Annotated in this window: 23 protein-coding genes; 11 read left to right on the forward strand and 12 right to left on the reverse strand. The window is 43.9% G+C overall.

Features of this window, described 5'->3' with window-relative positions; translation table 11 throughout:
- Both ACTTJ8_RS01245 and ACTTJ8_RS01250 read left to right on the forward strand, forming a co-directional pair.
- Positions 1 to 243: formylglycine-generating enzyme family protein (locus ACTTJ8_RS01245; protein WP_442720108.1), on the forward strand; the 243-nt coding region annotated here is incomplete at its 5' end.
- A 91-nt stretch (positions 244 to 334) separates the two neighbouring features.
- A complete protein-coding gene (locus tag ACTTJ8_RS01250) occupies positions 335 to 2,053 on the forward strand; it encodes an ABC transporter ATP-binding protein (protein WP_442720109.1) in 1,719 nt (572 codons plus the stop codon).
- A 167-nt stretch (positions 2,054 to 2,220) separates the two neighbouring features.
- On the opposite strand, the gene ACTTJ8_RS01255 is transcribed toward ACTTJ8_RS01250, so the two are convergent.
- The 8 genes from ACTTJ8_RS01255 to ACTTJ8_RS01290 form a co-directional block, all read right to left on the reverse strand.
- The gene (locus ACTTJ8_RS01255) at positions 2,221 to 2,898 is read right to left on the reverse strand and encodes a hypothetical protein (protein ID WP_442716394.1); all 678 of its coding nucleotides are present in this window, start codon (positions 2,896 to 2,898) and stop codon (positions 2,221 to 2,223) included.
- 150 nt (positions 2,899 to 3,048) lie between these two features.
- Positions 3,049 to 3,945 carry a hypothetical protein gene (locus tag ACTTJ8_RS01260; RefSeq protein ID WP_442716393.1) on the reverse strand — a complete coding sequence of 299 codons (897 nt, stop codon included), beginning with the start codon at positions 3,943 to 3,945 and terminating at the stop codon, positions 3,049 to 3,051.
- Between the two features lie 61 nt (positions 3,946 to 4,006).
- Entirely contained in the window at positions 4,007 to 4,537 is a 531-nt protein-coding gene (locus tag ACTTJ8_RS01265) for a hypothetical protein (protein WP_442716392.1), read from the reverse strand.
- 733 nt (positions 4,538 to 5,270) lie between these two features.
- Positions 5,271 to 6,827, reverse strand: coding sequence for an L-lactate permease (locus ACTTJ8_RS01270; protein ID WP_442720110.1), 1,557 nt, complete (start codon positions 6,825 to 6,827; stop codon positions 5,271 to 5,273).
- A 14-nt stretch (positions 6,828 to 6,841) separates the two neighbouring features.
- Positions 6,842 to 7,696: a carbohydrate ABC transporter permease gene (locus tag ACTTJ8_RS01275; RefSeq protein ID WP_487248072.1), complete on the reverse strand. Its 855-nt coding sequence runs from the start codon at positions 7,694 to 7,696 to the stop codon at positions 6,842 to 6,844.
- Positions 7,697 to 7,706: 10 nt separating this feature from the next.
- Positions 7,707 to 8,585, reverse strand: a complete 879-nt coding sequence (locus ACTTJ8_RS01280; RefSeq protein WP_442716390.1) for a carbohydrate ABC transporter permease — start codon at positions 8,583 to 8,585, stop codon at positions 7,707 to 7,709.
- A 210-nt stretch (positions 8,586 to 8,795) separates the two neighbouring features.
- Positions 8,796 to 9,983, reverse strand: coding sequence for an NAD(P)H-dependent glycerol-3-phosphate dehydrogenase (locus ACTTJ8_RS01285; RefSeq protein WP_442720111.1), 1,188 nt, complete (start codon positions 9,981 to 9,983; stop codon positions 8,796 to 8,798).
- A 23-nt stretch (positions 9,984 to 10,006) separates the two neighbouring features.
- A complete protein-coding gene (locus ACTTJ8_RS01290; RefSeq protein WP_442720112.1) occupies positions 10,007 to 10,972 on the reverse strand; it encodes a phosphodiester glycosidase family protein in 966 nt (321 codons plus the stop codon).
- 225 nt (positions 10,973 to 11,197) lie between these two features.
- Between ACTTJ8_RS01290 and ACTTJ8_RS01295 the strand changes: the two genes are divergently transcribed.
- The 9 genes from ACTTJ8_RS01295 to ACTTJ8_RS01335 all read left to right on the forward strand — a co-directional run bounded on the left by ACTTJ8_RS01295 (position 11,198) and on the right by ACTTJ8_RS01335 (position 21,066).
- Positions 11,198 to 12,670 carry a type I 3-dehydroquinate dehydratase gene (locus ACTTJ8_RS01295; RefSeq protein WP_442720113.1) on the forward strand — a complete coding sequence of 491 codons (1,473 nt, stop codon included), beginning with the start codon at positions 11,198 to 11,200 and terminating at the stop codon, positions 12,668 to 12,670.
- On the forward strand, positions 12,663 to 13,394 hold the full coding sequence (rpiA, locus tag ACTTJ8_RS01300) for a ribose-5-phosphate isomerase RpiA (protein ID WP_442719164.1): 732 nt from the start codon (positions 12,663 to 12,665) through the stop codon (positions 13,392 to 13,394). Before ACTTJ8_RS01295 ends, rpiA begins: the two co-directional genes overlap by 8 nt.
- Positions 13,395 to 13,524: 130 nt before the next feature.
- Complete coding sequence (locus ACTTJ8_RS01305) at positions 13,525 to 14,241, forward strand: 5'-methylthioadenosine/adenosylhomocysteine nucleosidase (RefSeq protein ID WP_442720114.1); 717 nt, start codon at positions 13,525 to 13,527, stop codon at positions 14,239 to 14,241.
- 104 nt (positions 14,242 to 14,345) lie between these two features.
- Positions 14,346 to 15,284 carry an AEC family transporter gene (locus ACTTJ8_RS01310; RefSeq protein ID WP_442720115.1) on the forward strand — a complete coding sequence of 313 codons (939 nt, stop codon included), beginning with the start codon at positions 14,346 to 14,348 and terminating at the stop codon, positions 15,282 to 15,284.
- A 189-nt stretch (positions 15,285 to 15,473) separates the two neighbouring features.
- Positions 15,474 to 17,231, forward strand: coding sequence for an aminopeptidase P family protein (locus ACTTJ8_RS01315; RefSeq protein ID WP_442720116.1), 1,758 nt, complete (start codon positions 15,474 to 15,476; stop codon positions 17,229 to 17,231).
- A gap of 78 nt (positions 17,232 to 17,309) precedes the next feature.
- A complete protein-coding gene (gene ruvC / locus ACTTJ8_RS01320; RefSeq protein WP_442716383.1) occupies positions 17,310 to 17,825 on the forward strand; it encodes a crossover junction endodeoxyribonuclease RuvC in 516 nt (171 codons plus the stop codon).
- Positions 17,826 to 17,919: 94 nt separating this feature from the next.
- On the forward strand, positions 17,920 to 18,705 hold the full coding sequence (locus ACTTJ8_RS01325) for a YesL family protein (protein ID WP_442720117.1): 786 nt from the start codon (positions 17,920 to 17,922) through the stop codon (positions 18,703 to 18,705).
- Between the two features lie 190 nt (positions 18,706 to 18,895).
- On the forward strand, positions 18,896 to 19,600 hold the full coding sequence (gene deoD / locus ACTTJ8_RS01330; RefSeq protein WP_442719160.1) for a purine-nucleoside phosphorylase: 705 nt from the start codon (positions 18,896 to 18,898) through the stop codon (positions 19,598 to 19,600).
- A 104-nt stretch (positions 19,601 to 19,704) separates the two neighbouring features.
- Positions 19,705 to 21,066 carry a CapA family protein gene (locus tag ACTTJ8_RS01335; protein WP_442720118.1) on the forward strand — a complete coding sequence of 454 codons (1,362 nt, stop codon included), beginning with the start codon at positions 19,705 to 19,707 and terminating at the stop codon, positions 21,064 to 21,066.
- A 300-nt stretch (positions 21,067 to 21,366) separates the two neighbouring features.
- Here the strand turns inward: ACTTJ8_RS01335 and ACTTJ8_RS01340 are convergent, their stop codons facing one another.
- The 4 genes from ACTTJ8_RS01340 to ACTTJ8_RS01355 all read right to left on the reverse strand — a co-directional run bounded on the left by ACTTJ8_RS01340 (position 21,367) and on the right by ACTTJ8_RS01355 (position 24,754).
- Positions 21,367 to 21,759, reverse strand: a complete 393-nt coding sequence (locus ACTTJ8_RS01340; RefSeq protein WP_442716379.1) for a leucine-rich repeat domain-containing protein — start codon at positions 21,757 to 21,759, stop codon at positions 21,367 to 21,369.
- A gap of 20 nt (positions 21,760 to 21,779) precedes the next feature.
- A complete protein-coding gene (locus ACTTJ8_RS01345; protein WP_442720119.1) occupies positions 21,780 to 22,550 on the reverse strand; it encodes a FliG C-terminal domain-containing protein in 771 nt (256 codons plus the stop codon).
- A gap of 153 nt (positions 22,551 to 22,703) precedes the next feature.
- Complete coding sequence (locus ACTTJ8_RS01350; protein ID WP_442719936.1) at positions 22,704 to 22,853, reverse strand: hypothetical protein; 150 nt, start codon at positions 22,851 to 22,853, stop codon at positions 22,704 to 22,706.
- A gap of 212 nt (positions 22,854 to 23,065) precedes the next feature.
- Positions 23,066 to 24,754 (reverse strand): ATP-binding protein, encoded by a 1,689-nt coding sequence (locus ACTTJ8_RS01355; RefSeq protein ID WP_442720120.1) that lies wholly within the window; start codon positions 24,752 to 24,754, stop codon positions 23,066 to 23,068.
- Positions 24,755 to 25,581 lie beyond the last annotated feature (827 nt).

Genomic DNA, 25,581 nt, shown 5'->3' on the forward strand with positions numbered 1-25,581 from the left:
GGGTACGGTTTATACGATATGAGCGGAAACGTGTGGGAATGGTGCTGGGACTGGTACGACGATAATACGCCTGCCGAGGGACACGACCTTGACGGTGTTGGGGCGGGTTCGGTACGCGTCATTCGCGGCGGCAGCTGGTTTAATAGAGCGATTTACGCCGCTTGCGCCTCTCGGGACATCAGTAATCCGGTCAGCAGATGTGACTTTCTCGGTTTGCGTGTGGCGTACAGCGTTGGGAAATAATGGGGTAATGGGGGGATGCTTAATTACGCATTACAAATTATCCATTACACATTGGATTAAACATTACAAATTATTTTTAAGGGAGGTTTATATGACTAAACTACAAAAATGGTTCGGGGTAACCGAATCGGGGGCAAAAGGAATTGTTACAGCGTCGGTATGGTCGATGCTTGCGGATGTCGCATTTATTCTACCGATGTTTGTGATGATGTTCTTTTTGCAAAGTTATTTTGACGGGACGCTGCGGTCGGCGGGATTTTATATCGGTATTATTGCTGCCCTTGCGGTTGTGATGTATGTGCTTGTGCATATCAACTATAATACGCTCTACACCGCGACGTTCAAAGAATGTAAAGAACTGCGTGTGAATATTGCAGACCGGCTCAAGGCGCTGCCGCTTGCGTATTTTTCCAAACACGATGTTTCCGACTTATCGCAAACGGTGATGACCGATGTCGCTACAATCGAGCATGCGCTCAGCCACGCAATTCCGCAAACAATCGGTCTTGTGTTCTATTTAATTATAATCGGCGCAATGATGATTACTGCGCATCCGGGATTAGGCTTATGCGTATTTGTTCCGATTATTATCAGCTTTATTCTATTGATCCTGTCGAAAAAAATTCAGATACGGGAGACAACGCGCGACTTTCATAAACAACGTGAGCGAACGGAATTTTTTCAAGAAGCGATAGAACTGCAACAGGAAATTAAAAGCTATGGTCTGACGGAAGACACGGCGGGAAAACTGAACCGCAATGTCGATGAAGCGGAAAAATTGCACTTAACTGTGGAAGCACATCAAGCGATCCCGCTTAACATCGCACTGCTGTTTTTAAAGTTTTCTATCGGCATTACCGTATTTTTCGGACTAAAAATGTATCTGGCTGGCACGGCGCCGCTTTTGTATCTTATCGGCTATATTATTGCGGCTTCCCGTGTTGTGGATGCGGTTGCAGGTGTTGAAGCAAACCTTGCAGAGATGATGTATATTGACGCACGGGTCAAGCGCATAAACGAGCTGCGCGAAACAAAAACGCAGGAAGGAGAACCTGCTTCTTTGCAGCATTACGGTATTCAATTTAAAGATGTTGAGTTTTCGTATAACGATGGACAAAAGATTATCGACGGTATTTCGTTTACGGCGGAACAAAATAAAGTTACCGCACTTGTCGGTCCGTCAGGCTGCGGAAAAACAACCGTACTCCGGCTTGCGTCCCGTCTCTATGATTACGGCAAGGGACAAATCCTCATCGACGGCAAAGACATTGCAACGATTGATACCGATAGCCTTTTCAATAAAATTTCGATTGTCTTTCAGGATGTCGGGCTTTTTAATACCTCGATTATGGAAAATATCCGCGTCGGAAATAAAAATGCCAGCGATGATGAGGTAAAAGAAGCTGCCCGTCTTGCCAACTGCGCCGAGTTTATCGAAGCGCTGCCGGACGGCTACAATACGGTCATCGGCGAAAACGGCAGCAGGCTTTCCGGCGGAGAGCGTCAGCGTCTTTCCATTGCGCGCGCTCTTTTGAAAAACGCACCGATTATCATCCTTGACGAAATCAGCGCCTCGCTCGATGTGGAAAACGAAATGAAAATACAGGAGAGTCTTAACACCCTCATCAAAGGTAAAACGGTGATTATCATTTCGCACAGATTAAAGTCAATCGAGAACGCCGATAAAATCATCGTAATGAATCAGGGCAAAGTTGATGCGGAAGGTACGCACGCAGAGCTGTTGCAAAAATCAGCGCTGTATCGGAGTATGATTGAGAAGTCGGGGTTGACTGAAAGTTATACCTATTAAAAAGTGCAGGTAAAAGGAGCAGGAGATCATATATATAAAAAAATAACCAACCCTGACGTAGGGCGTTGCCGATAAACGGCGGGTATCAGGGTATTAAATCCACCGCTCGAATAAACGATAGCTAAAATCAACAACCCCGACGCTCGCACTCGCGTCGGGGTTGTTGATTAGTTTTCAGCGACCGAGGTTGCACGTAAGGCAGATATTTTCACTAATTCGTTAATACGGGAAAGAGCTTCTTTTTCCTGTTCATTTTTGGCGGAAATCTTGCCTAATGCTGTATCAATTTGCTCTTGGAAATTGTCTTTATCGATTGTGTACAAAACCACGTATTCAAATTCGGTTTTACCGGAAGACTGCTGCATTTTAACCCAAAATTCACGGCTTTTTTCAAATCCGCTAATTTTATTTGAAGAGAAAATACCGATTGCCTGCTCCGCTATTTTGACGGTTGCTGCATCATCTTTGTTTCCCTTGATTGCTGTTCCCAATTCGCTTGTTACATTCTGTGTAATACTGCGCGAAAGAGTATCTGCTGCATCAGCAGCTGCCCACGATTTGAGTAAATCAACGTCTTGTCCGCGAGCTGACGCAAACTTGATGTATTTTGAGCTGAACTCGCTCATCTTTTGGATTTTATCAACCGCATCACCCTGCAAAATAATCCGCGCCCATTCGGGAATTTCTGTTCCATATGCCGCACCTTGCCAGTCAACGACCTGAGGACGCGGTGCCATGGGCGCTGCCTGAGCACCGGATGTTGTAGTGCAGCTCGAAACTAAAAGCGCACTTCCTGCCAAAACCATAAAAACCGCACATATAAGTGCATTCATTGTCTTTTTCATTGTTTCCTCCATATAAAAAGAGTATTTTGATAGTATTTAGCACCCTAAAACCGATTCGCAGTTTACTAAGCGGACAAGGCAATGACTTTCGTGCCAGAACAAGCCGCTTAGCTTACACTGTTTAGGTGTTTCCTTTAGAGTTAATGTACGTTAATCTAATGACAAGGAATATCCAAGAGAGACTGCAGTCTTACCGTTTTCAAGTGGTGCAACTGCAAAATTCAACCCGTTGAGAATATCTGCAGCCCCCATCGATTGGTTTTTATTCCGCTTTACATAATATTTAGGACGTACAAACCCGTAAATAATTCTTGCTGCACCTGAAATACATCCGAGACTCAGAAAAGCAAGTCCTGCATCACTACCACCGCTAGACAGATCAGCTATACCGCCAATAAACATACCAAGGTTTGCCGCATGCCATGCGGTAAGAATAGCACCATCTACATAATTCCCTGCAATATACGCACCCGTTCCAAAGAGCAGATTGCCGAATCCTAATCCCGCAAGCTGCCCGCCGTGATAGCGATCCGCCCGCAGTACTTTTTTGCTGCCCTTCTTGGCTCCTGCCGATAAGAGCAAAACAACCGTCTCACTGGCATCAACTTTTGCACGATAAATGTCTTCTACTGCTGCCGTGGTAACGTTCAGTGCATGAATAACGAGCAAATAGGACTCTCCGAATGGTTTTAAGTTCCCGCGGATAACCGTCTGAGCCCCCGCCATTGCACCGATCTGCTGAATGGACTCATCGCCGACTTCACCCGAAAGCTGGAAATTCATTTCCTTTTTAATTGCAGCAAGGTTAGCACGGTCTGCAACCTTGAGCTTTCTCAATCGTACAAAGTTGACTGTCAGTTCATCCAGCATAAAGTCGCTCATATCTTCCGTGTCGGAAGAAATACCGATAATCGCTATCGTGCTGCCGGTCTTGATTGTTTTTGAAAACTGCTCCGCCGTTTCTGCCAAAGCAGCCTCAATTTCAATGGCAAAAGCCGCTGCATGAACCGTTAGCACCGCTACCATAATGCCAAGGATTTTTTTCATTCCTCTCCTCCTCATATTTTAGTATTTTCCGGCTGCAAAACATTTCCACAGCCGTATTACACTATTTAAAGACATCCATAAAGTTGGCGCGCAAATCTTTACCGATTTCGGTGTATGCCTTTCTGACCGCACTATCAAAATCGCGGTGTCCCCATTTCTTATAGCGGCGGGAATAAGAATACAGAGAATCACCGTGCCGATTGAGGATTTTCAGCACCAGATTCGGCTGGACAAACACGCCCGCATCATTTTCCGATCGCTCCAGCGTAATCTTGCCGGAGATGAGCAGCCCTGTGTTGCCTCCATAAATAAAGCCTTCATTTTCGAGAATTTCTTGTAAGACTGCAGCAATGGCGCCGTTCTCATCGTTTTCAATCCTTATTCCAAAAGATAAGCGCGGTTTAATTGTACGCATTCCCGTAATGCATTCATTTTCGATTGCGTTAATTTCTGCCTGATAGATTTTACTTTTTTCTGCGTTAAGAACGGTGAGTGTGTCTCGTGTTTTTTGTAATTGTCCTAGGTATTCTTTGAGGTGGGAAAAACCGGTAAAAGCGGAAATAGAAATACCTGCATTCTTACAGTCTCTCAATGTGTTTTTTGCTTTTTGAATACCACTATCCAGCTCTACCGTGCAGCGTTTTGCAGCATCAGCTTTATTGATGTAGGCGCAAACATGCCATTCCCCCGCGCGGTCGCAAAAAGCTTCGGAAAAACTGAGAAGAGGTAAGTCTGTCTCGGATTCGATTATGAGAGAGCTTGAAGCGGAACGGGATTTTTCGATCGAAGCAGATTCGGTAATAGTGCTTGAAACTTCACGGTTGATGGTTATGGTAGAATTAAAGTAGAGTGCGAGCTGCGTAACGGCATCTTCTTTTGCCTGTGTCTCGGATGCACCTGAACCGAGCGCACTTATGAATAGCGTATCAGGATATTTTACACTTCTATGAGAGAGCCACAGAGGAGCTTCTTGGGCATACGCAGAAGCAGTAAAGTAAAGTAAAGTAAAGTAAAGTAAAGTTGCGGTGTTTCATAGCTATAACATATAAAGATTGTAAGATTGTCTAGAAACCAATCCTATCTACTGTTTAGTATCTCAAATCAAAACAGTTTTGTCAAGTATCGTCCTTAGAATACAACAGTTGTATAAAGTATGAACTTTGGAGACTGTTGCATTGGTGTGCGATAGCGCACATACAATAAATGAGGTTTGCGGTACGCAAACTTGCCGTTCAGGAATATATAGGATGGATATTCGTGGGCGCGGATGTCCATGGTATTAATCAGAAGTACGTTTGAACAACAAACGTACCACCCGATAAGCACTACGCCTGCGCAGTGCTCCCAAATACTAACACCCCAAGCCAGCAAATCAATCCGGCGAGCAGTGCATACAGAATGAAATACTTAAATACCGACGCTAAAATCTTACTTTCCGATCCGGTTAAATTGGTTGCGCCTGCTCCGATGGCGATATTCTGCGGACATACCATCTTACCGATCCCTGCTCCCATCACATTCGCTGCAGTAATCCAATACGGATTGAGCTGCAAAGCCGTTGCTGTTTCCAATTGCAAATTACCGAATAGCACACAGGTTGACGTGCCTGAACCGGTTATAAAAGCTCCTAACACCCCGATCAGCGGAGCGACAAAAGGATAAACCGGACCGGCTCCGGCAACCGCTGCAATAGCAATATCGGAAATCATACCGCTATAGATCATAATCTTTGCAGTTGCTATAACAGCGCATATCGTAAAAACTGCTGTCCAGTATTTTTTAAGTGTTGCTATAAAAACACGCATCGTATCACTCAACCGTGCCTTTTGAATCAAACTGCCGCAGACTGCTGCAATAAAGATCATAATCCCCGGCGTATTTATCCAACTAAATGTAAGCGGTTTGCCGCCCGTGCCTGTGTACACCATAACGGAAGTTTTTATGTCTTTGATTGCATTATACAGCGGAGGGAAAAGCGGAGAGGTAGACAGCAGCAGTATAAAAATCAATATGAACGGAGCCCATGCCTGCAGCCCTTCTGCAAAGCCGATGTGAGCTGTTTCCGTCTCTGTCTGCACCGGCTGCGCTGCCGACTTAGTGAAAAAAGCATTGCGTATTTTGACAGCGATAATAATACAAAGCATTGCACACATCGAGCCGACAATATTCGGCAATTCAGGTCCCAAAAATCGTGCAAATAAAAGACTCGGTATGATAAAGGACAAAGACGCAATCAATGTAGTCCCCAGCACCCCTTTCAGCGCTTTTATCCCGCCGCCGCAGATCATTACTGCAAGGAATGGAGAAATAAAGGTATGAAGCACTTGTATGAAAGCAGCGGTCGAGGCAAGCGGTAAAAGCTCCAACCCGGTAATAGATGCCAATGTAGCAGTAGGTACCCCCACGGAACCGAATGCAGTCGGTGTTGTATTCATTACCAGACAGGCAAGTACTGCGGACACAGGATCAAGACCAATACCGGCAAGCATAGATGCAGGAATTGCAACAGCAGTTCCGAACCCAGCCATTCCTTCCATAAAATTGCCGAATCCCCACCCGATAATCAGCAGCAATATTCTTTGATCATTGGAAATAGTACCGAGCATTGTCTTAATGCGCTCCATAGCCCCGGTTGCTACACTCAGATTGTAGGTAAACAATGCGGCAATAATGACCAAGCAAATCGGCCATAGCGCATTCAGTATGCCTTCCAGCGCAGCTGATGCAACATGGAGTACCGGCAGCTTCCAATACAATCCTGCTAAAGCAGCAGTCAGGAGCAAGGCAATGCCGCATGCCGTATAACTCGGCATTTTAAGTTTACCTAAGGCAAGAATAAGCCACAAAATAGGCAGCAGTGCAAGTATAAAGTGTACCAACATCGGTTTTCTTCTCCTTATTCTTTTAATGCACCTTCGCCGAATCCCTTGATAAGCTGTGCATGGAAGATAATATAGAACACAATCATCGGAAGTACTCCGATGACAAGCGAGGCATATTGTAAACCGTAATCGATATTAAGCCGTCCTGCAAATTGGGTGATAGCAACCGGTAAACTCTTCAGAGCCGCCTTCGTAGTAAAAACAAAGACAAATAAAAATTCATTCCAATGATGTAGGAAAGACAGGATCACCATCGTTGCAATCACGGGAACCGATAAGGGCATAATCATCATCCAGAATATATAGCGGTATTTTGCACCGTCTATTTCAGCAGACTCGATCAACGCATTGGGAATGCCCCGGACGTATGAAATCGCAATCATAATGGAAAGAGGCAGATCGAATGCAATGTACGGAATAATAACACCGAGGCGGGTATTGATCATTCCTAATTTTGATTCCAATTGAAATAGCGGAATAATAACAGCATGAACACTAATCATTAAACCAAAAGCAAAAATCGAGGTAAATACTTTTGCTGATTTAAAAGGAAATTTAGTAAGCCCGAATGCAGCAGCCATTGCGAACAGCATGGTAGACACTGTTGCTGTAATGGTATAGATAAAACTATTGAGCAGTGCAATACCGAGACCGCCCTTAGCCCATGATTCGGTGTAGTTAAACAAGGTAGGCTCTTTTGGTAATCCTAACGGATAAATCATAATTTCAGCATTCAATTTAAAAGAGGAATAAAAAAGCCAAATCAGCGGGAACAGGGTGAGTACCGCAAAGCTCAGCATTAAAATATAAGCGCTCACTCGCCAGCTTTGAGAGGCTTCTTTCAGTATATTCCGTTTTGGGATCATCATATTGAGCCTCCTAATAATCAAAGCGTTTTGTTACGGCACGGCTTACCAGCAAGGCAATAACAGTAAAGATGATAATGATAACAGCAAGCGCGCTACCGTAACCATAGTTTTGAAACACAAAGGTTGTATTGTACATATACACAGCGATAACCTCTGTAAAATGCGCAGGACCGCCGCCGGTCATTGAATACACAAGATCAAAACTCTTAAAACTGCCGGAAACTGCAAGAATGGTATTGATAAAAATCACGTTTGCAAGCATCGGCGCAATAAGGCGGATAAAAATTGTTCCCTCCCGCGCTCCTTCCAGTTGAGCAGCCTCTATTACACTGTAGGGTATCCGCTGTAAATTTGCTAAAAAGATGACCATATAAAGACTGGTATGCTGCCACAACAGCACAAAAAGGATAGGCGCAATCGCAAAATACTTATCCTCAAATATTGTCATAATATAATCAGGATTATCGGTTAACTCACGTACAATAGTAGGAACTACACCGACAGGAGAAAAAATCCGGTTCCATAGCTGCGCTACAATAACGGAAGAAATCGTAATGGGAAGGAAAATCAGTACTTCAAAAAAATTAGCATGTTTGACCATTTTGCGGTACAGCATATAAGCAAGAAGAAGTCCGAGCGGAATTTGTCCCAATACCGAAATCAATACAATGAGGATATTATTCCGTAAGCCGATATAGAATACCGGATCGGTGAACATTCTGATATAGTTTCCCAGTCCGATAAATTCCATCTTTCCATATCCTTTCCATTTCGTCAGGCTTAAATAAAAGCTGAACAGCACGGGAAAAACAATGATTCCAATGTAAATGAAAAAAGCAGGCAAGATAAAAGAAAGATAGCTCATCCGTTTTTGCCGTAAATAAGTCATAGAACGTGAACCGCCTTTTAGAGATATCCTCTATACCAAAATTTTAAAAGTAGAGCAAAACTCCAAAAATTTATGCCTAAGTTTTTAGAGATGCCCTGTATGCACTAACCGGAATTGAACACAGCGGTATTAGCTTATCATAACAACTTATCCCTAAACAAGCCCCCATGACATTTCGGTGGAGCATACCGTTCCTCATACATCGCATTGCTATGAGCCGCTTAACATCTCTTCGATAAACTCTGCCGGTTCCCATTCCTTATTCAATATCTTATAGAGCCCTGCACACAAGGGCAGGCGCAGATCATATTGAGCGGCGAGTTTTTTCAGATAAGAGCACGCTACAATGCCTTCCGGTAAATATCCGAGGTTTCCGATATGGGCGATAAGATCATCAATCCCAGTAAAGGACTCCAAAAGCCGCTTGGTGATAATCTCCCTACCGAATTTACGATTCCGCCCGTACTTACTGCGGCAGGTAACATCCAAATCTCCAATCCCGGAAATAGAGGTAAAGGTTTCAGGATGGGTTGCGCCCATTGCCCGTCCAATAATCTGAATTTCGTTTAAGCCTGCCGCTAACAGAAGCGATTCCGTATTATCACCGAAAAAGTCAGACGATTCGATTAAAGCATCCAGTAAACCGAAGGCAATCGCAATCACGTTTTTTGCAGCGGCACAAACTTGTACACCGATAATATCAAGACTCGAATACACCAATAAACTGCGGGATTTCAGCATTTCGCGGCAGCGGATCGAATTGAGAGGATTCTTTGAAGCAGCAATTAAGCCGGTAAGCTTTCCGGCAGCAACTTCTTCCCCATGACTCGGTCCGGCAACATATACAACATGATCCCGATACACATCCGGTAATTTTTTTTCTAAAGCATCGAGAATAAGCTGCGGTTCACCCTTCGCATCGGGAAGAAATCCCTTGGTCAGTACCGCAATAAGCGGATATGTGTCATGGGTATCGGAAGAAACTCCAATACCGGGAAAAGATATTCCGGTGCCGGAAGATGCAGCGCCGGCTACAGTATCTGCACTCTCTGCAGAATCCGCGCTATCTATAGAGGATGCACCGCCTACAGGCTCTGCAGTTGCAAAAGGAGTACACGTAAGTAAGCGCTCAACCGTATCCATTAAATAGAGTGAAGGGCTTGCCAAAAAAAGAACATCTGCAAATCTGCATACCTCCTGCATATCAGAAGAAGCAGTAACAGAAGGCGGCAGTTCATAACCCGGTAAGTATTTTGTATTGACATGTTCAGTATTGATTGCGGAACACAGCTCAGGGCTGCGGCTCCACAGCATAACCCGGTTCCCGCTCCGGGCAAGCGCAGAGGCGGCAGCAGTTCCCCATGAACCTGCACCAAGCACCCCAACATTTTCACGCATAATAAAGCTCCTTTACCATAGACCTATTCGGTATACACAATACCGAGGTTACTTGCAACAGGGATATGAATATTCCATCCGCGGCTTGGAGAAATAAGCCTTTGTTCAGCACCTTCTTTGAGTACCAGCGAACTTGAACTGCCGCCGTCGAATTGCAGAGCATCGGAGGCTCCTAAACCCCGCAATAGTACTGCCGATTCCGTATACGAAAGTCCTTGGCTGTAGCCTTTCCATTCACCTTCCACTGCAAGCATAAACAACGTAGCACCATCGGCGGTAAGCCCTACAGCTGTCCGGGAATCGCGGCGTTCCAGCTTTTGAGGCAACACACGTCCATCCTTTAAAATCATCCAAAATCCGCCAAGAGCTGAGCGCACTTCCTCCGAGAAGGCAGCTTCCGTCTGCGTTTCAATAATCCGTGCAGTCTTATCGGCAGAAAAAAGCAGCGCCCCGTAGCGCGGATTCGGTGTACTCATACAGCTATACTCCGTTATATGAACCCCAATTACCCTGCGGTATCTACTAAATAAAAGCGATTCAGCATGGAACGGAGCCGCATTACAGGCAGCAACCGTATGCAGCCGTTCTGCAAACTCCTGTGTCGTCTCTCCAATAACACATCCTTGTGTATCGTAAAACCGGGCAGCCTCTGTGGTAACAATGCGGATAGAAGGATGATGTAAATCGATTTTAACGGCATGAGCAATAAGCGGCAGCCGGCTGTCATAGATATCCGCAGCTTCAACCCCCGGACAAAGCATTCGCCATACTATAGAATGTGTATCAGGCTCAAAAGACTGCTCCTGCTGAGAAGGAGGAAGCCCGGCACATCCTGCACACACAACAATGAGTACTGCAAGTACTAGATACCAAAAGCCCTTGTGCATGGATAGCCGCCCTGAGCGAGTCTGTCGTGAATACTTCTTATGTACCGGTATACTGCCGAAGCGCATACCTATATTAGGGAAGAATATATCAACATATTTCATTTTGTATAGCCTAACGGATTTACTATCCCTTTGCAAGAGAAAAGTGCAACCGTCTCAGACCTTGGAGCGAAGGTTCACCACCGCTAAAGCCGCCCAATCAAGAAGTCCTATCCGATAAACCGGTACTTTTCCTCAACGTATTGTGACTGAATTCAAGACAGGACGGTAAGGCTGATATGCGCGTATTTGCCAAAGGTATGTTATGTATGGTATACTATGCCTACCATGCCTCCTAAAATATGCCTTGTACTAACAGAAAATACAATAGGAAAAGATTTGCAGCTCATTGAGCACTATCGGCAGTGGATTGATGCTGTTGAACTACGGGCTGACTTTCTTGATCCGCAGGAATTACTGCACATTCGGAAGTTTCCGGAGCTTGCCGGTCTGCCTGTCATCTTGACTATCCGCAGGCTGCTTGACGGCGGACAGTTTAAAGGGGGCGAAGGCTCGCGTATTACCCTGTTTGCCCGCGGACTGGCATTTGCCGACTCTGATCCGGTTAAAAACTTTGCGTATCTCGACCTTGAATCAGATATGCAAGTTCCCAGTTTGGAAGAAGCAGCCCAAGCCTTTGATATAGGTATTATCCGCAGTCTTCATAGCACAGAGCCTATCCGGGATTTAGTCAGTACAGTGCGGGAGATACGGCGGACTGATGATGAAATTGTGAAAATCGCCTATAAGGCTCACTGCCTTGCTGATGTAACACGGTTATTTCAGCAGGCGGGTACTATAAAAGGACCGAATACCCTTATTGCAATGAGTAAGTACGGTATTCCCTCCCGTATTTTGGCTCCGCGGCTGCATTCAGCCTTTGTCTATACCCTACCGCAGGATTATATGACAAAAGCAAATCTCGCACAGGAATTTATTGATCCTATTACCTTACAAACGGTATACCGATTCCGTAGCATAACCGAATCAACCAAAATATATGGTGTCGCCGGAGCCGATACCTCAAAAAGCCTGAGTCCTGCCATTCACAACGGCGGTTTTGTACGCAAAGGAAAAGATTCTGTTTATATTCCTATTTCGGCGGTAACTGTTGAAGAGGTTCTTGACTTTGCGCAATGTGCGGGTATTTCAGGATTATCTGTTACTCATCCATTCAAATTTGATATTATTCCCTTCTTAGATTCAATCGGTCCTGCATCAAAAGCAAGCGGTGCCGTCAACACGGTGCTTTGCAATGAGGGCTGCCGGCAAGGTTTTAACACCGATATTGACGGGTTTACACGGGCGTTGCAGGAGTTCTTACATATAAAAACATTGCGGTTTCGGCATGTTGCAATTATCGGTACCGGCGGCGCCGCTCACGCAATCGCAAATGCTGTGTACCAGCTGCACGGGAATGCTTGCGTATTCGGACGCACTGCGGAAAAGGCACAGAATTTAGCGGAACGGTATGGTTTTCGCTGGGCTGTGCTGGACTTAGCATCTGTACCTCTATTAAAAAAATATTCGGCTGTTATAATACAAGCAACGTGTAGCGGTATGCAGGAAGGTGAAGATCCTTTAAGTTTTTATAGCTTTTCCGGGTATGAAAAAGTATTTGATGTTATCTATACCCCTGAAAAAACGGCGCTTCTCAAACGTGCCGAACATGCAGGCTGTGCAGTTACAAACGGATATGATATGCTCCGGTATCAAGCATATAAACAATTCGAACTTTTTACGGGAGGCTCTTATGAGTAATACAATAAGTAGTGAAGATCAAAAGATATTGGTTGCGCATACAGCGATTGATAAGCTGATCGCAGAAGGTCTTATTCATTCGGGAATGAAAATCGGTCTTGGAACAGGCTCCACAGCCATGCCTGCGGTTAAACGGCTGGCTGAGTATATTGCAAAAGGAACGCTCAAAGATATTGCAGCAGTTCCCACCAGTTTTCAAACATCAATAGCGTGTGAGGAATTTAATATTCCGATTTTTTCACTCAGCTCAGGACGCATTAACGGTTCCTTAGACCTCACCATTGATGGAGCGGATGAAATTGACACCAAGAAAAACTTGATTAAAGGCGGCGGGGCAGCCCTGCTCCGCGAAAAAATTATTGCGTACAATAGCGCGGTCTTTGTTGTTATTGCAGATGAGTCAAAAAGCGTTAAAACGCTTGGGGTGAATTTTCCGCTCCCGATTGAAATTGTACCGGAAGCGCGTCTCAGTATTATGAAAAAACTAGAAGCCTACGGTGTTTCTATGATTATCCGTGACGGTGTACGCAAGAAGGGACCGGTTATTACCGACAACGGAAATTTTATTATGGATATAAAGTGGTCAGCTCATGAAAAAATCAATCCGGTAAAACTAGAAAGCGAGCTGAATGCTATTCCCGGTATTATCGAAAACGGATTTTTTACGCAAAAAACGCCCCGTGTGTTTTTAAGCAGAGCGAGCGGTATTGTCGAAGAATTTTAGTGCGATGTCTTCTAAAAATTATGGGGCATCTTTAGAAGCTCTATACCTGATTTTTTAGAGATGCCATATAGTGCTGTTTTAGAAGATGTTTAAAGGGGATGTTTCAAGGGGTATTTAAGAGGAATATGGTATGAGGATAGGTGTTTTTGCCGCCGAGCAGCAAGAAATTGAGAATATTCAGCAGCGTTTGCAGGGGAAGAAAACTGAAAAAGCCGGTTTGATTTTTTATACTGCTGAATATGGCGTACATACTGTCATCAGTGTATGCGGCGGAATCGGGAAAGTGAATGCGGCAGTCTGCACTCAACTGCTCATTTCAGACTTTGGTGCAGAGGTTATTATCAATACGGGAACAGCCGGCGGCTTGAATGAAACGCTGCGGGTATTTGATCTTGTTGTTTCTGTCGATGCGGTGCAGTATGATGTTGATGTTTGCCCCTTTGGGTATGCACGAGGACAAGTTCCCGGTACACCCTCCCCTTTTTGGCAAGCCGATGATAATCTACGCTCTTGTGTGATGAATACGTTTGCCAAGCTGAAAACCGAGTGTGCTGACGATTTTCGCAATACCAACACTATGATTGCAGGGAGAATTGCATCAGGGGATCGGTTTATCGTAGATACTGCAATAAAAAAAGACATAATTGATGTCTTTCATGCTGACTGTGTGGAAATGGAAGGCGCGGCTGTTGCACAAACCTGTGTAATGAATGCGGTTCCCTTTGTTATCCTGCGGTGCATCTCGGATAACGCCGGAGAGCCTGCCGCTCTATCATACCAGCAGTTTTCCAAAGAGGCATCCCGTATTTCTGCCATGCTGGTATTGCATACGATTACGCAGCTGTAGGGCTTTGCTATAATGCCGGGATTTTTTAAGATATTCGGCGGCGGAGTGACATTTGGGGGAGTTTTGAGACACCGCCCACCCCTAACACCCGGAAAGGAATAACGATGGGAAGTTTTTATGTAGCCTTTAACGCAGTTATGCCGGCAGTTCTGCTGGTATCGTTTGGGTATTTTCTTAAAACAAAGCATTATTTGAATGAAAAGACAATTTCTCAGTTAAATAAGCTGTGTTTTGATCTCTTGTTGCCGATTGTAACGTTCAATAATATCAGAAAAACAAATCTGAATGCAGTGTTCGATCTATCTTTTGTGCTGTATGCTGCCGGGAGCATTATTGCAGCAATCTTTTTGTTAGTTGCCATTGTTCCCTTTTTTGAGAAAGACCGAAAAAAACAAGGCGTTATGATTCAAGGTATTTTTAGAAGCAACTTTGTTATGCTCGGTATTCCTATTTCTACCTATATTGCAGGTGAACAAAGCGCCGTGCTGGCATCAATGCTGATTATGGTAATTATCCCTATCTTCAATGGTTCTGCGGTTATTTTGCTTTCAATCTATGGCGGATATGCGGTTGATAAAAAGAAGCTCATTCTCGATGTCTTAAAAAATCACATGATTATTGCTTCGGTATTGGGGATTATTATGTCACTGGTGCATCCGCCGATCCCGACATTTTTAGATAAATCACTGTTGGATGTCGGTAAAGTCGGGGCTGTGTTTCCTATTATTGTGCTGGGCGCAATGCTCGATTTTTCAAAGATTTCTGCAAATTTCCGCAATTTGAGTATTACCCTTGCCGGAAAACTGATTGTCATGCCGCTCATTTTCCTCACCATTGCGATACGGCTCGGCTTTAGTTCCCAAGAAGTTGTTGCACTGATAGCGTTATACGGTTCACCCACAGCGGTTATTTCGGCAGTTATGGCAGAGCAGCTCGGATGCGATGGAGAGCTTGCTGCGCAAGTTGTTATCTTTTCTACGGTTATGTCGTGTATTACGATATTCGGAATTGTATTTGTGCTCAGTTTTCTAAAAGTGATATAGGGGATGCTCTACAAATTGAGGGCAGCTCACTATCATTTCGATAACGAAAACACTCGGTCTGTTCGACAACTTCCGTTTCCGAACAGGTTTACTTTAGAGCATCTTGAATCCTCCCTCGTGTTTCAGGATTGCGCATTCAATAGGCAAACGGGAAGCGCTCACTGCGAGCTGTCCGTTGAAGGAGATTATATGATAATTGTTGACCGTATCAACGTATTACGGAAAAAAATGGCAGAATGCGGATTGGATGCATATTATATTCCAACCTCTGATCCGCACCAATGTGAATATCTTGCTGAGCACGATAAAACCCGGGTTTTTATTTCAGGTTTTACCGGATCAGCCGGTTCGGTATTAGTTACCAAAACGCAAGCCTTTTTGTGGACTGACGGCAGGTACTTTTTACAGGCAGAGAAAGAATTACAAGGCAGCGGCATTATATTACAAAAAAGCGGAGAGCCGGGTGTTCCAACCGTATTTGAATATCTTGCAGAAAACCTACCGGCCGGAAGCACAATCGGTATGGACGGAAAGGTAATTGCAGCGGATTTGTTTACTCAATTTACCAATGCCTTACCGGAAATGAAGTTTATTATCGATCAAGATTTGATTGGACAAATGTGGGAGAACCGCCCTGCCCCCGTGCTGAGTACTGCATTCTTACTGGATATACAGTATACCGGAAAGTCAGTCAAAGATAAAATCTCCACAGTCCGTGAAATACTCAAAGAAAAACATACTGATGCAACTGTTATCGGTGCATTGGAAGATGTATGCTACCTCTTTAATATCCGCGGTAACGATATTGCCTGTACGCCGGTTGTTACTGCATATACAATTGTTGATATGCAGTCAGCGCGGCTCTATATCGATGCGCGGCAGATGACGGATGCAGTTCAGACAGCCTTGGAACAAGAAGGCGTTTCGGTACTGCCTTATGAAGCAGTCTTTGACGATGCTGCAAAACTCACCGGTACGGTATATATCGATCTTGCACGTACCAATATCTTTTTGCGTAATAAGATCAGTGCATCCATCCATACCGGGTTGAATATTACCGCAGCGATGAAGGCGATTAAAAACGAAATAGAAGTGAAAAATTACCGAAATGCCTTCTTCAAAGACGGAATCGCGATGGTTAAAATCTTGAAATGGGTAGAAGATCATGCAGCGGCAGGTGTAACTGAATGGGATGTTTCCGAACAACTGTTAAAATTCCGCGCCGAGCAGCCGGACTTTTTAGAAGCGAGCTTTACTACCATTGCCGGATATGGATCCAATGCGGCAATTATCCACTATGGGCCGCATAAAGAAACCGCTGCAACCTTACAGCCTAAAGGGTTCCTACTGCTGGATTCAGGCGGACAATACCGGGATGGAACTACGGATATTACCCGCACTATTCCGCTGGGACCGCTGACTGCAGCTGAAAAAGAAGACTATACGCTGGTACTCAAAGGACATATCCAGCTTGCATTGGCAAAATTTCCTGAAGGCACAACCGGTTATAAACTTGACATTCTCGCCCGCAATCCGCTGCGGCAGTACGGCAAGGACTACAAACACGGTACGGGACATGGTGTCGGTTACGTGCTTTCAGTCCATGAAGGCCCGCAGAATATCGGTTTGAAATATGTGAATACTCCAATAAAAGCGGGTATGATTACTTCAAATGAGCCGGGATTTTACTGTGCAGGAAGCCACGGTATCAGAATTGAAAACCTCACCCTCGCAAAAGAATGGAAAACCACAGAATACGGCACCTTCTTGGAGTTTGAAACACTGACCTTGTGTCCGATTGATACACGCCCAGTACTGAAAGAACTGCTGCTGCCTGAAGAGATTGCGTGGCTGAATGACTATAACCGGACTGTCTGCACTACATTAGAAGCCCATTTGGATGATGTACACCGTACCTTCTTAAAAGAACGGACACAGGCGTTATAAGACAGCCCATTATCAATCAACCTGTTCTGAAACCTCCGTTTTGGAACAGGTCTCACTACTGACGGAGATTATAGAGGAATGATGACGCAAGGGGCTATTTCTGGAAAAATTATTATGGGGATAGACCCCGGGCTTGCCTCTACCGGCTATGGGCTTATTATGGTAAGCGGCAGCAGAATACGCTGTATCGACTACGGAGTGATACACACTGAATCGGCACAGGTTCAAGGGAACCGGCTGCTTATCATTTTTGACCGGCTGACGGAACTTATCCGCACCTATACTCCGGCAGCCGCAGGTATTGAAACCCTCTACTTTGCTAAAAATGTAACAAGCGCATTGAGTGTTTCCGAAGCCCGCGGAGTTACCTTGCTCGCTTTGGCTCAAGCCGGTATTCCAGTGTTTCAGTATGCGCCGAACGCGATCAAAAAAGCTGTTACCGGTATCGCGCAGGCGGAAAAAGCTCAAGTCCAGCTGACTGTTCAGCTTTTACTCGGGCTGAAAACAGTCCCAAAACCGGATCACGCTGCAGACGCACTTGCTGCTGCCATTACCTACGTTAATACCGGTACAGCCGATATTTTTTCGAGCTAAAGGTAAGAATCAACAATCCCGACGCGGTTTGTGTGAGAATCCATTCCAAAACGTAAATATAGCTTTTTTTTTCTCTTTGTGATAGAATCGCACTATGATTGGTTTCTTTCTAAAAAAGAATTTTTTTGACGGCTGGGATCATTTTCTGCCGCTTGCCGGTTTTAATATTGTTCTGATAGTAGTCATTTTTTTGTTTTTTACCCTTGTATATGCTCTTTCATCCATTCCGCTCCTTGCTTTCTGCGCAATAGGAGCCGGTTGTCTGGTGCTTGGCGTGCTTTTGCTTACTATTTCTAACATGACGGCACAGATTGCAGATTACAAATCTTTCTCGATCAAAGATATTATGGAAGAAATGCGTCAAGTGTGGCTGCATGGCTCTCTTTTTGCCGGTTTAGAACTGTTGAGTTTTGCTTTAATCAGTATCACAATCCCTTATTATTTTGCATTGAAAAATTTTTTAGGCTTCTTTCTGGGTGTATCTGTTATATGGATATTTATTATCATCCAACTGTCATTACTGTGGTTTTTCCCGATACGGAGCAGACTTGAGTCGAATTTCCGCAAATGTCTTAAAAAGTGCTTTATTATTTTCTTTGATAACACCGGTTTTACGTTGTTTATGGTGATCTACAGTGTCATCCTGATAGTATTAACGCCGTTTTTAGCCTTCTTAATGCCGGGATTTTCAGGATTGCTTCTGGCATGGAATAACGCATTTAAGTTGAGGATGTATAAATATGATTGGTTGGAGCAGCATCCTGAAATACCGTTAAAAATTGCCCGTAAGCAAATTCCATGGGATGAGCTGCTTGCAGAAGACCGCGAAACAGTTGGAACACGCAGTATTAAAAACCTCATTTTTCCATGGAAGGATTAGCGTAATCACCACTCCTCACACGGTATATGAGGATTAATCCTCTGCACAAATCAACAACCCCGATGCGGCTTGTGAGCATTAACTCTCCGCACGAATCAAAAGGATATAAGCCGTTTCGTGTAAGCGAGCGAGATGAATTTAATTCCCGGTTCTCTGTGCCGGAGGTGTATATATTTTAAGGGAGGATACTATGAGTACCCATATTGGAGCAAAACAAGGCGAAATTGCTGAACGCATTTTGTTGCCGGGCGATCCGCTGCGGGCTAAATTTGTAGCGGAACATTTTTTGGAGAATGCACATTGCTATAATGAAGTGCGCGGGATGTTCGGTTTTACCGGCACCTATAAAGGTGTACCTGTTTCCGTACAGGGTACCGGAATGGGGCAACCGTCGTTATCGATCTATGTAAATGAACTTTTCCGTGAGTATAATGTACAAAAAGCAATCAGAATCGGAACGGCAGGTGCTTTGCAAAAAGATATTCCCCTACGGGCACTGGTTATTGCCATGAGTGCATCTACTAATTCCGGTTCCAATACATTGCGGTTCCGCGGAACTCAGTTTGCCCCGACTGCTGACTGGAAACTTTTAAAACACGCATACGATGCAGCTGTCCGACTGGGCTACAACCCCTTGGTCGGCAGTATCGCTTCCTCAGACGTGTTCTATGATGAGTTGGAGACATGGAAACTCTGGGCTGAGTACGGTCTTTTAGCAATAGAGATGGAAGCTGCTGAACTGTACACACTTGCCGCAAAATATAAACGTCAGGCACTCACACTGCTGACAATCTCCGATAATATGGTTACTCATGAAGAAACCACAGCTGAAGAGCGGCAGCTGTCTTTCACTGCTATGATGCAAACTGCATTGGAAGCTATTATCGCAGAATAACCCATTTCCGTTGCATATAAACGGCATACACTGTCAGCTATAGTCTACTGTTGACAGTGTTATGATGCTATTTTTAGAACCCGTTCACATTTGAGACCTTTCCTATGTACAAACCGCTTCCTTTTTTTCTCACTATATTCTGCCTCTGTTTTTTATGCTGTACCGTAACTGGTACGGAACTGTCTGTTTTACAGCAGACGACAGCAGCATCCCCAGCGCAAGATGAAACTGCCCCCCATTCTCATGCAGATAGCATACAAGCGAAAACTATTTCAGACTCCGCACTTCTGCTTACCTTTGCAGGGGATTTGATGGCTCATACCGTAAACTTTAATATGAAGAACTATGATTTAATATATAAAGATATAGAAAAAATATTACATGATGATGATTTGAGTTTTATAAATGTTGAAACTCCTGTATGCGATACCCTGCCTCTTTCTTCCTACCCTAGCTTTAATGTACACACCGATTATTTGCGGGCAGCGGTAACAGCCGGTTTTGATGTGCTCAGCTTTGCAAATAACCATACTAATGACCACAGAACAGTAGGCATTGACGGTACACTTGCTGCAGCTCAGATAGTACAAAGAGAACGGAATGCAGCTGGAACCGTACCGGCATTGCTTGCCTATTCAGGATTGAAAGAACAGGTCGGCGAACCGTTTAAGATGACTCAACTCTACTACAAAGGTTGGAACATCCTTTTTTGTGCAGTAACTGAAATTTTAAATTCGTATGATTCATCGAAGGAGCGACTTTACTATAGCCCTCCAACCGAAAAAGGACGAGCCGCCCTGCTGACAGCCATTCAAAAAGCCCGCGAGCAGTATCCGTGTGATCTTTTTGTCCTTAGTTTACACTTGAATGAACCTGAGTATATCCGCACTGTTTCAAAAAAGAAGAAAGCGTGGTTCCGGGATCTTGGAGAATCCGGAGTTGATATTGTTTGGGCTCATCATCCCCATGTTATGCAGCCATGGGAAACAATCACTGTGAAAAGACCCTTGTCCGCCGTATCTAGCGGTCAAAATCACACGGTGCAATCCGATACCATATTGCAAAATCTAAATGGCATACTCACCGCGGCGGTTACCGGAGAGAGGATTCCGTGTGAAAATAATCCTACAAAGCCGCCTTTGAAGCCGATGGAAGAGCATCCTGTTTTTTGTATGTACTCAATGGGGAATTTTATTTCGGGGCAGCGCTGGCATGTCAATTATGAAGACCCGTCCTATTATCGTGAATACACCGGCGATGCAGTAATGCTGCAAGTACAGAGCACCCGCAAGAACTCCGGAGGAATTGCCTTTACCGTGTCGCCTATCATGATTACACAGTACAACGAACCAAGCTATCCGGTGGTAAAGCAGTTTACTCCTACCTGGATTCAAACACTGAATGAGAAAGAACAGCGATATTTTAACCGCCGTTTTACCCTTATGAAAGACTATCTGCCGTTGTAAGGGATGTTCTCTTTTAAAGAAACTGCTCTATCGTAGAAAACGAAATTAATCAATAGCTCCAATGCTGATTGTGATCCTTACTGAAAATCTCTTAAAAAAACGATTCGCAATCCGCTTTAGCGCATGGAGAAAATCAATTAATGTACGAGTTCGGGGCTACTGTAATTTGGTCATCCCGTATTGTGGCGTTCTTTTTCAGCATTGCTTTTACTGCATCGGTTTTTACAGTAAAATGTATATCGGCATGTACGTTTTCAAATGCTGTTTCGTCAATATCTTTTATAACAGTAGACTCTATAATTACTGTTTTAAGATTCCTACAGGTGAAAATGCAAACGGACCAATTTCGATGACACTATCGGGGATAACAATAGCGGGTAAATCGAAACAACAGGTAAATGCAGCGCTGCCAATCACCGTAACAGTGCGGGGTATCGTAACGCTTGTTAAAGAAGTGCAGGCAGAAAATGCCTCCCTATCAATCAGCGTAACACCGGCAGGTATTGTAACACGTGTTAAACCGCTGCAGAAGGAAAAAGCAAATTTACCAATCTCTGTAGTACCGTTGGGTACTGCAAGGCTCCCTATGAGTCTCCTGGGATTGGTTGCTCCCATTACCATATCGCCCTCTATTTCTAAAAACTGCATATTTGCTTGTTCTTCGTCTGTAAGCGGTATTTTTGTTTGTTGCATAGTATTCTCCTTTTACCATTTTAGACAGTTTTTCTATTCGGTGCAGCTGCCTTGAATATCGTTTTCTTTTGCATTAAAAAAAGTTCTGCATCCGTGTATTGCAAAACGATTTCGCCGCGTTCTACTAACTGACGGAGCTGCTCGATAATCTTCTGCCGGGATGCCCGTACTTCCTGTATGGGTACCGGTCCCATATAATCCAGCTCTTCTTTCACTGCTGCCGCGGTCTCTTTGGACATATTGCGTTCCATTTTTTCTTGTACGGCGGGACACGGTACACTGAACGCCCGCAAGAAGTCTTCTTTATCAATTTTACGCAGCAGTTTGATGATAGAATGATTATGCAGTAGAGCAATATCTTTAAAAAGGAAGATGCGCTTCCGTAATGCTGTGTATGCTTCATAGTTGGTTTTCTCTAAAAAGGATAGTACATTTTCCGTAAACCGACTGTCCGTAAGCCCGATCATCTTTTCTAAAAAATCTACACCGCCGAGTTCGCTGCTATACGGCGCTATCATATACAGTTCTATTTTATTCCGTATATCCGCTGCAATGTGTTCCGCCTCATCTTCAGATTCCTTGTTTCCCTGTACAAGGTTTTCGATAACCTGAAACCGTATACGATCGGGAAGCATCTGCAAAAGTTCAGCCGCTTTCGGCAAAGGCACATTCCTAAGCAGCGGCGGTATAATCAGCAGATCTTCTTGCTGTAAAACTGCACACAGCGTTTTTGTATCACACTGCTCTATAAAGTCAAACGGTGTTTCTTGTTCATTTTTAGGTTTATTCATCTGTTCCTTAAAATTCAGCAGGCGAACAAAATATCAATTTTGGAGGATGCTGAATTGGTACGCGATAGCGTACATATAATCTGTGATGTTTGCGTTAAGCAAACTCATCGGTTAACGAGGCACCCCTATTTGGTTGCCGAAGTTATACCTTCCTTAAAATTCAGCAGGCGAACAAAATATCAATTTTGGAGGATGCTGAATTGGTACGCGATAGCGTACATACAATCTGTGATGTTTGCCACAAGGCAAACTCGCCGTGTTTTTCAGCTGCGCCATTTTAGCGGCTGAAAATAAACCTTCCATATTTATCATAACTCCTTCTTGTCAATTAAACATGAATTATTCTATAGGGTATCTCTAAAAAATGAGGTTTTTAAAGGTTCTCTATACATTCTATACACTATTTTAGGTAAGTCTACTATTAGCCCGCAAACTTACCGGATCGATAGAGGAAATAGCCAAAAAAGCAAAAAAAGAATAAACTTTTGAGCTATTCCCTATCCGCACAAATTGCCTCAGCAAGAAAAGCCGATCCTTTGTTCATAATCATGGCCGATTTTTTCATGCTTGCAAAGCTCGTGCAGTGTTTCAATATTTGGGTGCATACCGGTTAATACTTCGTCCATCATTGCTTTGCGGACAATGTTGTCAATCTGTCCGCCGCTCAAATTGTAATTTTCCGCAAAAGCCGTCAATTCGTTTTCGCCGAGAAACTTCAGTTTTGATTTCCAGATTTTCCGTTTTGCCTCGACGGATGGATTTTCAAACTTGATCTTAAATAGAAACCGCCGTTCAAATGCCGTATCTAAATTGTCAGCAAGGTTTGTCGTTGCAATCAAGATACCCTCAAGTTTTTCCATCTCTTCCAGAATAATATTCTGCATACTGTTTTCTGTCTGTGCCACATTGCTGGAATTGGTATCTTTCCGCTTGGAAAAAATTGCGTCCGCTTCATTGAAAAGCAGTATCGGCATCTTTCCATCTTGCTCCTTTTTACATGCACGGCAGAGTTGATGATAATCGGTAAAAATCTTTTTAATTTTCTTTTCGCTTTCGCCGAACCAGCATGATTTTACTTGGCTGATATCAACATGCAAAATCATCCGCCCCGTTGCTTTTGCCAGCTGATACACTGTTTCTGTTTTTCCGGTACCCGGCGCTCCGTACAGCAATACGGCAACCCCTTTAGGCAAACCTTTTTCCGAAAGCCGATTTTGTATTTCACAAAAATGTTCTTCCTGCAAAGAAGAGGTAAGACGGGCTATTTCCGCTTCATTTTTTTGCTCATAAAACAGGTCTTTTGCCGTAATTGCGTCCGGTTGAATAATACCGGTTCCCTGTGCCGGTTTTGTAAAAAGATCGATGTTTTCTCCTAACAACAGTTCTTTTGCTTTTTGGGTAATCTCAATCGTTGCATCGGTAAGCGTGCCTTTTTGATCGAAAGCGACTAAGTCCTCTTTAAATAAAATGAAACGTTCATCCATACACTCCCGTGCAAGAGCAAACTTTGTACTCGCCGGATACACGGTAGCGTCGAGTAATTCTGCAAGTCCTACTTCATCTCCGGTAATATAATGAGAACAGCAAGTGTAAAACATCATCCGTGCCTGAAGATTTTTTTCACCGGGCAGTAATTGCTTTGTTTCAATAACAAAGGGGTCGTCTGCATATCTTTTTTCTTCTGCATTCATTATCCGCACCTTTATCCCCAAAGAGTGCCGACGGCATACTTCATGTCTGATTTTATTTACCATATCGAGTACATCCGTTTCAGCCGGTGCGGGGGCAGTGATAACCGGCTTTTCATTCTGCAAAAGACACTGCAAAAATTCTTCCGAAAACTGAAACGAACTGTCTAAACCTATTTTATCATCATGCAGTGCATTTACGGTATACATATAATGTTTTACAATAATCGATTCGATATCTCCTCTACACGCCAACATCGTAAGCATTGAGCAGTCGAAAAAATCTGCGATTGTATTTAACCGGCAGGGTTTTCTCCTATTTTCAAAATGCAGGGCAAGCATAGCACAAAGAAGCCATGTCTGACGCTCATCCGTTCCAAAATAGTCATTCAAATGTGCAACAGCATGAGAAAATTCCTTTGAAGTCTTAATCTTTAACTTTGACCCGGCAAGTTTTTCCGCTACAGCGGCAACAGCTTCAATGACATTCATCGTCAATCCAACATTTTTCGGCATGTAATGCTCCTTCGTTTAAGCTAGGGATTAAACCGCCCAAAATAGTATGAGGTTTTTGGATGGTTATTTTGAATAGTATGTATTGAGATAATATAGGAGGATAAGGGTGTATATTTTATGAAAAAAGTGTAAAGGTACGATAAATTTAAATGGATTTTCCATTATTCGTGCGTACATTTAATTTAGAAATAACATGCTATGAAAACAGTTAATCGATTACCCATCCTGCATCAATCATTTCTGTAACAGAACTAAAAGCGGCAATAATTTTATCATTCGGCTTAGATATAAATCCTCCTTTCATAATCATATTCGGCGAGTAGCAATGTTTATTCGTGCGGAGGTTTTAATACCCCGCCGCTTGCGTCGTAACGAAAGGTATTAAAGCCGACTGCAACCACCTTATGGAACACACTGCGTCGTACGGCAAAAAAGTGTCCTCAACGTATCATAGATACGCCTCCGGTTAGAATTTACTAAGCGCCTTGTATCTGCTCCGCCTGTTTGCAAAAATCGGTTCGGAAGCGGCACGGATACCATATCTCTTCATATTCCAGCAATCGGGTTTTAACAGGATGACTATTCATTAATGCTCATAAGCTGCATCGCGTGTATGCACAGGGACACTACTGAACAAGCGCCGCGCTATCGTACAATAGAGTTTGCGGTAGCAAAGATTACAGTTGGGAATTGCTAAAAACTGTAAGCTCATCAGCTTTACTGATAGCGCTTCTTCTAAAAATCTATATCTTCGTTCTTTTGCAGATACCAGGGGAGAAATGATCAAAGCTTCACGTCCAGGTCAGCCGTTTCGGATGTTTTGCGTG

The sequence above is a fragment of the Treponema sp. genome (genome assembly GCF_052169735.1).
In the GTDB taxonomy this organism is placed as follows: Bacteria; Spirochaetota; Spirochaetia; order Treponematales; family Treponemataceae; genus Treponema.